We start from the raw sequence: 8,287 nt of genomic DNA, 5'->3' as shown, positions 1-8,287 counted from the left end.
GTCGGTGGCGACTTGGTTCATGAAGGCTTCTGCGTCGTCGACGTCAAAATCAGCCGCCAGCTGCGTGCCGTTGATATGCAGGAAGGTCCATGCTGCTGCCCATGCGGTTCGTTTGTTGCCGTCGACTAAGGCGTGGTTGCGTGCCAACGACTGAAGCAGCGCGGCTGCTTTAGTGAACTTGTCCGGGTAAGCGTCGACGCCAAACACGGTCGCCCTGGGACGCGCTATCGCGGCATCCAACAGGCCGTAATCGCTTACCTGTAACTGGTTTCCGATCGCGACCGAGCCGGCGACCAAGACGTCGTCGCGATCAAGAAACTCGGTCACGCCAAGCGTTTGTTGAGCTCGGCCGAACGCGCGGCAACGATACGGGCGGCTTCAGCGACTCGGCGCTTGTGCTCGCTCGCAGCGTCAAGGATCGCCTGGTGGGCGAACGTGCGCAGCGAAACGTCATCGTTCGCAGCGGCGGTCCGCACCGCTTCGAGCTCCTCATCGGTGAACGAAATATTCAAGGACGGCATTCATCGATAGTACCAGTTCTAGTACCAATCATGGTACCGACGGTTGATACGGCGATGTCGACCGTTGCCGACCTGGGCGTCAGGGCTCCCACGACGCTGTAACCCAGCCGGCGCGCCGTTCGATGATCCAATCGCAACGCGTAGGTAGTTGGAAATCGCATTCGGGCCCACCGGCCAATTCGTCGCTTTGCCCCTTCTCCTCCCCCAGTGTCGTTGCGGCCGCAACAACACTGGGGGGCAACACTTTTGATTTAGTGGAGACGATTGATCATCCATCTTTTGCCGGTAGCGGAGAGCCGTGCCCTCCCCTGCCTTCCGGTTAATGGAGCCTCATGCCTGGGCTCCCGACCGCCGACCGCCTTAGGGTGTTCAATCGCATCGTGGACGCCGCCAACCTCGCCAGAACGTCGGATCTATAGCGATATATGCGGCAATATAGTAAATCGCTATACCGGGTTAGAACTTGCTACAGATGGAAGGGCTGATCGACCCCGTACCGGGCTGCCAAGTCTGCCGCGCGTCTTGGCCGACACGAAGTCCTACGCTGAGCGATTATTCGCCTTCGAACGAATCGAACACCTCAGCCAGGACCAGCGCGCAAGGCTCTTGTCGAGCCGGCCAGGATTGAAGAGGCCGGGTGGGATGATGAGGCAATCGCCTTCGTAGTTCAGGAAACATCGGGTTACCCCTACTTCCTTCAGCAGTTCGGCCAGGACACCTGGAACGAGGCGCCTGGCCCGGCGATCACCCTTGCGGATGCCCGCGTCGGCGCCGCTCGAGGACGCGCGGCTCTCGATGATGGCTTCTTCCGCGCGCGCTGGGACCGGGCAACCCGAGCCGAGCAGCGCTACTTACGCGCGATGGCTGTCGACGGAGATGGCGGCAGCTCGTCTGGTGACGTGGCCACACGGCTGGGACGTAGCGTCAACAGTTTCGGCCCTGTGCGCGCAAATCTGATATCCACGGGCCTCATATTCGCTCCCGAGCATGGCATCGTCGCCTTCACAGTTCCGGGCATGGCGGACTTCACTCAGCGGCAACCGAACCCGTGATGACGGTACTGCGGCGCCGGCCGGCCTCCTAACGAGGATTGTCGAGGTATGCGTCGGCCCAGGCGCCGATGATTCGCCCGGCCCGCTGAGCCTGGCCGCGCGCGGTGAGCAGATGATCAGAACCTTCGAGTGAGACGAAGCTGCGCGGGTGACGGGCCAAGCGGAAGATCTCGCTCGCGTTCTCGATGCCGACCGTGGCGTCTGTAGGCGAGTGCAGGATGAGCAGTGGGAGACGTAAACGTCTGATCTTGTCGTGCAGGTGAGCAGCGCGGACATCCTCGACGAATGCTCGCTTGAGGGTCAGCGTGCGTCCACCGACCATCCACTCGGCCGTACCCTCGGACAACACGCGGTCGACCACTGCGTCGTAATGCTGCTCGACGTGGCTAGGGTCAACCGGCGCCGCCACCGTGACCACCGACCGCACGCCCGGGGACTGCCGTGCCGCGGCGAGCACGGCCGCACCGCCCCACGAGTGCCCGACCAAGATGTCGGCCGGGGTCGCGCGGTTGGCCATGAACTCACATGCCTTCACGATGTCGTCGACCTTGACGGTGAAAGATCCGTCACCCCAGTCTCCTTCTGATGCACCGAGACCCAGCGCGTCGAAGCGCAGCATGCCGATACCGTCCGCGGCCAGCTGCTTGCAGATCCGGGCCGCGGCCGGGCAGTCCTTACCGAGCGTGAAGCCGTGCGAAAACACCCCCCAACCACGCACCAGCTTTTCTGGGACCTCGATGATCCCTGCCAGATTCGGGCCCGTGGAGCTACCGAAGACGACACGTTCGCTCATGGTGGAGATTTACCATGCCCTCCGGGATTGATCCTGTTGGCAGCCAAACGTTTACGAATTGGGCGATTGAGGTCTCGTGCCGGCACATCCATCAATCCCCGTACATCTGTCAAATACTATCGCGCCTAGGCCGACTCGGAGACTTCCGTGCGCGTTGATGCACTCCGCTGCATTCGGCTCACTCGACGTCAACATTCGCGAGACGCAGGCATCTAGACTGCGTTTGCTGGCTCGACCTGCCTACCTGGCGGGTGAACAGCCAAGCGAGACCTGGGAGCGGACGGGACTGACAACAGCCCGTCAGCGGCGGGCTGACGAAAAAAGACCGCCACGGCGAAATCGGTTGCTGTAGAGCGAACACAAACCAGGCTCTGCCGCCTCGAAATCACCAGATTCGCCCATTGCGACTAGTTGGGGGCCTCGCGCCGACCGGCCCGCTAAACATCAGATATGGGCATCACACCGTGGCGCGGATCGTTTCGGTTCCGGCATCGCCGACGCCGTCGAGCAGCCTGCGCAGTTGCCGGCGGCCCCGATAAAGCTGCGAAGCCACGGTCCCAGTTGGGGTGTTCATCATCGCCGCGATCTCCCGATAACGCAGACCCTCGACGTCCGCGTAATACACCACGTTGCGAAAGACCTCCGGCAGTGCCTGCATCGCCGTCTTGATCTCGTTATCCGCCAGGGAATCTAGCGCCTGGTCTTCGGCGGAGCGCAGCCGCGCCGGCGCAGAGCGGAAGTACGTATCCACCAAATGTTGCTCGGTCACTTCCTCGGTGGAGTACTGCATAGGTTGACGCCGCTTAGTGCGATAGCTACTGATATAGCTGTTTCTCATGATTCGCATCAGCCAGGCGTGCATGTTGGTGTCACGCTGGAACGAATGGAAGCCCGCGTATGCCTTCATCATGGTTTCTTGGACCAGGTCCTCAGCGTCCGGATGATTTCGGCTCATCCGAAATGCATTGGAGTACAAGATATTACGTAGAGGCAAGACGTCTCGCTCAAACCGTGCAGTCAACTCCGCTTCGACTGGCTGCCATTGAATAGGACTGCTGGCTCGGGTTGCCGCCGGATTTACTTGGATCCTGGTGACGCAGCTGGAGGTGTTGCCTTGTAAACACGCGGGATTGCGTTCGGAATTCGTCATGTCGCTTCTCGCCAAGATGCCATAGCGTTCACTCGGCCCCGCGTGAGTCGCTTGCCGGCACCGTCAAGGGCGTGCGGCGGGCGTGTATCGTCATCCAGCTTCCCACGATCCAGATCAACGTTGAATCTGGTCGACTGCCAGCCCAACAGGTTCAACCGGGTAGTCACGACTCGGGTGAACTTCGGGTCTGCGCTTGCGATTTGTCTGACGAGCATGTGTCGCGTCATCAGGCTGCCAGCCAGTCATAGAAGGCATCGACCGCTTGGCGTGCGGCTTTGGTGTCGCTGCGGATCCGAAAGGCCTGCACTACCTGGGCCAAGCCGAGTATCACCAGTGACGCCCCGGAAGCGAGGGCAAGCACGACGATGGAATCGAACGGCCAAGCAAGCGCGATGCCGCCGGCGATCATGGACAGGATGCCAAGTACGGCATACCAACCCCGCCCCGGCAACTCCCGCTCGCTCAGCGCCACCGCAACCTCGGATACACCCAGGAGGACGAAACCAGCTCCCAGCCATACGGATAGGAGTAGAACCGCAGAGTCGTCGCCGAAGTGGCTTAAGGACAATATCGCCAAGACAAGCGATAGCGCGCCGGTGAGAAACAGCATGAGTCGTGTGGCTGCGGATCGCGGCAATGTGAATGCCAGAAACAGCTGTGCGAATCCGCTCATCAGCAGGTAGATGCCAAACATGGTTGAGGCAACTAGGATTGTGGGACCGGGCCAGATCAGTACAATCGCGCCCAGGGCCATGGTCAGGACACTGGCTGCCAGCGTGCCTTTCCACAGTTGCTGATCGATAACACTGTTCATGATGCTCCTTGCGTTGTGCGCGGTCTGATGATTTCGTTGCCGCCCTTAGATTTCCGGCCGACGGATCGATCGTCATCCGAGTCGACGCCGGTGTCGATGTATCTACAGACACCACGGTTTACACAGCGGTGTTACCGTCGCCACCGCGGCCACAGCACGCCTGGCCCGCGCACACAGCCCATTTGCGAGGACCCCGACAGGACCTCAGCCACGAAGCCGCGGCCCGCATCCGGATGGCGATGCGCCCTGAGCAGTGTCCTACGGGCGTCGGTCGTGGACTCGTATGTCAAGCAGAAGAGCAACCCTTATGTCGGCTGCGATCGGTGTGGGTGAATGCGTGGCAGCTTCGGCGCTCGCGATGAAGTTCGCGTCGATACCGTATGTGGGGGATCGTCGGACGCGCCCGAGGCATGGTGTCCCCGTTCTATTCGGTCCTCAGCGCGCGCGAAGCATCCGGAGGTCGTCGGCGACCACCTCGTTATGTCGTTGTTAGGCCACCCGAGGTGGCGGAAGCATCACCGTAGTTGGTATGGGCCGCCATGCGATCGCATCGGCGTCGCCGATGAGTGTGCCAAATTGTTGATCGCCGAAGTGGACGGCGAACCCCACGGTGTTTGCCACGAGAAGTTCGTCGAGGAGGCGCCGACGAGCTTCGGGCACTGCGGCCGGATTGAAGTCGGGATCGGATGACCATTCCGGGTGCAGCATTTCAGCCGGCGTGTGAAAGCAGTCACCAAAGGCTATGAGGCGGTTACCTTTTGATGTCTGCACCACATAGGACGTATGGCCAGCGGTGTGGCCGGGCGTGACGATGGCGGTCACACCTGGTGCCACGTGTTCACCGTCGCCGATCAATCGGAGCGCGGAGTGCGACTGTAGTGGTTCAATAAGCTCTCGTTCGCCGGCGATGCCAGGTGGTCGGTCACCGCGTACGATCGGCTCCCATTCAAGCATCGCCAGGTAATACGTCGCGTTCGGAAACGTTGGTTCGCGCTGACCCGGCACCGACTCCGCGAACGCCCACCCGGTGTGATCGACATGCAGATGGGTTAGCGCAAGTATGTCAATGTCGTTGGGGGCCAAGCCGAGCTGTGTCAGAACGTCGAGGAGCGCTCCACAGTTGACCCGGGCGAAGGAGTTGCTTACGACCGCTGGCCCAAATCCGGCATCGATCAGGATTCGTCGGCCGTCACGCTCAACTAAGAGCCCACCCGCCGACATCACCATCCAACCCAGGCCGTCGAGTTGCTCACGATGTTGGGCCCAATAAGCGGGTGGAGCGGTCTTGATGAACGCGTGCGGGTCCAGAAGCATGGCACCGTCGGCGATGAACGTGAACGTCACATCGTCCATGCGGAAGCGGCGAACGGCAGCCTGCCTATTGAGCTGTCCGGTTGACTCGATGCCCATGATCGCGAAGCTACGAGTCGGTCGGCGCTGGAGGCGATTCGATCGACCGCGTGTCGTCATAGAACACCCTGAGCTGCTGGAGCTGGCCGTTTCCTACGATCCAATGCTCGGCGATCCAGATTTCGTTGCCCAGCGCGGTGCGCGCGCTCATGAGTGCCGCCACCCGGTCTCCGTCGGCAGAGATGCTCTCTAAATGCATACTGTCGAAGTCTAGGGCGACCGCCAACTGCGGCAACACGACATTGACGAATTCATCAGGGCCACGGTGCACTCCGCCCCAGGGCAGTCGCGGTGGAACATGAGCTTCGAATTCGCTCGCCATCGCCTTGGGGAAGGCTTCGGCGTCGCCGGCGAACGACGCAAAGTAGAGCTGTCGCAGGAAGTCCCGGTTGTCTTCGCCACGTCCCGGTGATGTCACGATGGTCTCCAACCCGTCAGCGGCGTCAGAAGCGTGCATCCGCATTGGCTCATCGTCGTGTGTGCTCAGCCCGTCGTCGATGTTTGGCCGAACACCCGTGGCCCTGGTGGGGTGTCACCGCAGACACCGACGTTCACGCCCCCCGGTTCCTGGACGCGCAGCAAGTTGGGTCGGTGAACGCCCAGGGACGCAACGGATCACCGGCGCGGGCATCAACGTCTTAATGAGCTCAGAATCCGCAATCGTTACGTCGAAGGCGCTACGAGCTGCGAGATCGCCACGGTCCGACGCTGGCGTGACACGCTCGGTCGTGTAAAGCGTTGTGCTAGAGCGGATTCACCAACGTGGCGTGCAGTTGTGCGTACTGCCGCGGCCGCGTGCGAGCCTATTGTTTGAGCAGCTGCAGCGATACGTCCCAGAGCTCTTTGGCGGTCTGCGGGTCAAGAGCATAGGCAGCCACACCCTGTTGGCGCTCATGGCCGATCTGGGGATCCACGACCGGCGCTTGCTGGCAATTCTCGAAGTATCGGCCACCGATGCCGGCGAGTAACGGCGAAGTGGCCACGAATACCGACGTTGCGGCGCCTTCTGGGACCGTCTTCCAGTCGTAGTTGCGGTCGATCTCCGCCCATTCGGGGCCTGATTGATACTGCTGCAGATTGGTCCGGATGCCTCCGGGCATCACAGCATTGGCGGTGATGCCATCAGCGGCCCACCGGCGACTCGCCTCTACCGCGAAAAGCACGACCGCGGTCTTTGACTGTCCGTAGGCCAGCCACGGGTCATAGGGCCTTCGGTCGAACTGCAGATCATCGAGAACAACCGTGGAAAAGAAGTGTCCACTCGAGGTCAATGCCACGATCCTGGCGGGGGCACCCTCGGCCAGCGCGTCGTGTAGCCCGACCGATAACCCGAAATGCCCCAGGTAGTTGGTGGCGAATTGGTGTTCCCATCCTTCGGCGGTGCGGCGCAGCGGCTCTGCCATCACACCGGCGTTGTTGACCAAGATATGCAGTGGGCCACGCCATCTTTCGACGAAGGCCCGCACCGAGGCGCGGTCGGCCAGTTCCAACGGTTCGACCGTGATATTGGGGTTCCCGGTCTGCTCTTCGATTACCGCGGCGACCTGGCGACCCGCGTCAATGTTGCGCACCGCCAAACACACCTCGGCGCCCGCCGAAGCCAGCACACGGGCAGTCTCAGTACCGATGCCCGAACTCGCGCCAGTGACCACCGCGCGATGTCCTGACAGGTCAATGCCCGCGATGACGTCGTCGGCTGTGGAGTGTCGGGAGAACCTGCTGGTAATCAATTCGGTCGATGTCACCTTGCCTCCTTTTGAAGCCCAACTATCCCTCGTAAATGTATACCGTATACCAAGTTCGTTAATACAGCAGCAGCCGAACTGGCCCCGCACACGAACCTTCCAACGCTGACCCCAACGCCGCGCCAGATGTGCGCAGTGGGCACCGCGCCACGAAGTGGCGACAGGCGCGAGAACCGATCGTCACGCCGCCCCAATCCTGAACGTAGCCAAAGACAACCAACTTTCTATCCCGATCAGCGTTGCGACGCGATGTGTCCGACGACACTGGTCAACAACAGGCAGTGTTGTCCGCTACACCGCTGGCGAGCCACAAATCGCGACCGGCACACCTCCGCTGGGAGCAGCGGCCGGACCTTCCTCGAACTCACGCAATAACGCCGCGAGACGCTCCATGACCGTCTCCGGTATCGCGAAATCATCGTCGACCGGCCCGAAACCCGCCCGCCCAGAACCGGATTAACGCTGCCCCAGTCGCCCAGGTATCCGCGACAACACCGACTCACGAAGAAAGGTGTACGGCACGACATCGACTGCCGCCGCTGCGATCGCGACCATTGGAAAACACAACGACAACAGTCCGCAGCCAGGCGTCGACAAAGGCAGGCAAGGCATCCCTCATCGCTACCCCGCGCCGACCGGCGGGCCAGCCATGGCCTACTCAGGCCCGGAAAGGAGGTCCGGCTGGCATTTGCGACCAGCCGGTTATCGGACCGCGCGGCCACTGATCGCCGGTGCTCGCAGCCGCGACGATACCAGCGAATGTTGTTGAATCCATCCCCCTTTCGCCCAATCAGTCCCTGCA

Annotated in this window: 8 protein-coding genes; all 8 read right to left on the bottom strand. The window is 61.5% G+C overall.

Going from position 1 to position 8,287, the window contains the following annotated elements; genetic code table 11:
• Window positions 1–327 (bottom strand): type II toxin-antitoxin system death-on-curing family toxin (locus WAN02_RS30835; protein WP_422269169.1); only part of this gene is annotated, 327 nt, incomplete at its 3' end.
• Window positions 324–521 (bottom strand): antitoxin Phd, encoded by a 198-nt coding sequence (locus tag WAN02_RS30830; RefSeq protein ID WP_422269168.1) that lies wholly within the window; start codon window positions 519–521, stop codon window positions 324–326. The genes WAN02_RS30830 and WAN02_RS30835, both read right to left, overlap by 4 nt.
• A gap of 1,080 nt (window positions 522–1,601) precedes the next feature.
• Entirely contained in the window at window positions 1,602–2,366 is a 765-nt protein-coding gene (locus tag WAN02_RS30825; RefSeq protein ID WP_422269167.1) for an alpha/beta hydrolase family protein, read from the bottom strand.
• A gap of 457 nt (window positions 2,367–2,823) precedes the next feature.
• On the bottom strand, window positions 2,824–3,516 hold the full coding sequence (locus WAN02_RS30820) for a sigma-70 family RNA polymerase sigma factor (protein WP_422269166.1): 693 nt from the start codon (window positions 3,514–3,516) through the stop codon (window positions 2,824–2,826).
• A 226-nt stretch (window positions 3,517–3,742) separates the two neighbouring features.
• A complete protein-coding gene (locus tag WAN02_RS30815) occupies window positions 3,743–4,330 on the bottom strand; it encodes an HdeD family acid-resistance protein (protein WP_422269165.1) in 588 nt (195 codons plus the stop codon).
• 489 nt (window positions 4,331–4,819) lie between these two features.
• On the bottom strand, window positions 4,820–5,740 hold the full coding sequence (locus WAN02_RS30810) for an MBL fold metallo-hydrolase (protein WP_422269164.1): 921 nt from the start codon (window positions 5,738–5,740) through the stop codon (window positions 4,820–4,822).
• 10 nt (window positions 5,741–5,750) lie between these two features.
• Window positions 5,751–6,197: a nuclear transport factor 2 family protein gene (locus WAN02_RS30805; protein WP_422269163.1), complete on the bottom strand. Its 447-nt coding sequence runs from the start codon at window positions 6,195–6,197 to the stop codon at window positions 5,751–5,753.
• A gap of 346 nt (window positions 6,198–6,543) precedes the next feature.
• A complete protein-coding gene (locus tag WAN02_RS30800) occupies window positions 6,544–7,485 on the bottom strand; it encodes an SDR family NAD(P)-dependent oxidoreductase (protein ID WP_422269162.1) in 942 nt (313 codons plus the stop codon).
• Window positions 7,486–8,287: the final 802 nt, after the last annotated feature.

Source organism: Mycobacterium sp., from assembly GCF_049281135.1.
In the GTDB taxonomy this organism is placed as follows: Bacteria; Actinomycetota; Actinomycetes; order Mycobacteriales; family Mycobacteriaceae; genus Mycobacterium.
Note: the sequence above shows the minus strand (reverse complement) of the source record. Positions and strands in the feature narration are given on the sequence as shown.

Excerpts from the sequence above, each read along its gene's own strand:
- WAN02_RS30830 (WP_422269168.1), bottom strand. The coding sequence starts at position 521 with ATGCCGTCCTTGAATATTTCGTTCACCGATGAGGAGCTCGAAGCGGTG.
- WAN02_RS30825 (WP_422269167.1), bottom strand. The coding sequence starts at position 2,366 with ATGAGCGAACGTGTCGTCTTCGGTAGCTCCACGGGCCCGAATCTGGCA.
- WAN02_RS30820 (WP_422269166.1), bottom strand. The coding sequence starts at position 3,516 with ATGACGAATTCCGAACGCAATCCCGCGTGTTTACAAGGCAACACCTCC.
- WAN02_RS30815 (WP_422269165.1), bottom strand. The coding sequence starts at position 4,330 with ATGAACAGTGTTATCGATCAGCAACTGTGGAAAGGCACGCTGGCAGCC.
- WAN02_RS30810 (WP_422269164.1), bottom strand. The coding sequence starts at position 5,740 with ATGGGCATCGAGTCAACCGGACAGCTCAATAGGCAGGCTGCCGTTCGC.
- WAN02_RS30805 (WP_422269163.1), bottom strand. The coding sequence starts at position 6,197 with ATGCACGCTTCTGACGCCGCTGACGGGTTGGAGACCATCGTGACATCA.